At 64.5% G+C, this 431-nt stretch carries 1 protein-coding gene; it reads right to left on the minus strand.

Going from position 1 to position 431, the window contains the following annotated elements:
* The coding region (locus HK26_RS12980) for an FAD-dependent oxidoreductase (RefSeq protein ID WP_143296390.1) at positions 1-431 on the minus strand (431 nt) is incomplete at both ends.

The raw sequence follows: 431 nt of genomic DNA on the forward strand, positions 1-431 counted from the left end.
CCTTTACCCGCATCGGTCGGGGCCGGGGCATGGTCGGCGGCATCGAGCGGTGTGTCGGACAGGGTATAATTATCGCGAAAATCGATCGGGTTGCCGGGCAGGCCAAGGTCATCACGGTAGGTCTGCAAGGAGTAACGGGCCATCTGCTCCCATGTGCGGGCAAAGCTGGGGCTGGCCTGCGCACTCAGGGCAATGCGGGAGTCCGGGGTCCAGCTCCCGCTTGCGCGCATGGATGGGGTATGGGGCAAAAGGTCGCGGGTATAAATGGTTACATCCAGCCCTGCGCGCAGCGCGGTCAGGGCCGATGTCAGGCCGATAATGCCACAGCCAATAACCGCAACCCTGCGCTCCAGCGTTGCCGCCGCATGCCCGACCGCCAGATACGCCGCCCCCCATGAGAGTGACCAGCCACTGCCGCCGTGGCCGTAATT

This window comes from Acetobacter okinawensis, assembly GCF_002153655.1.
GTDB lineage: Bacteria > Pseudomonadota > Alphaproteobacteria > Acetobacterales > Acetobacteraceae > Acetobacter > Acetobacter okinawensis_A.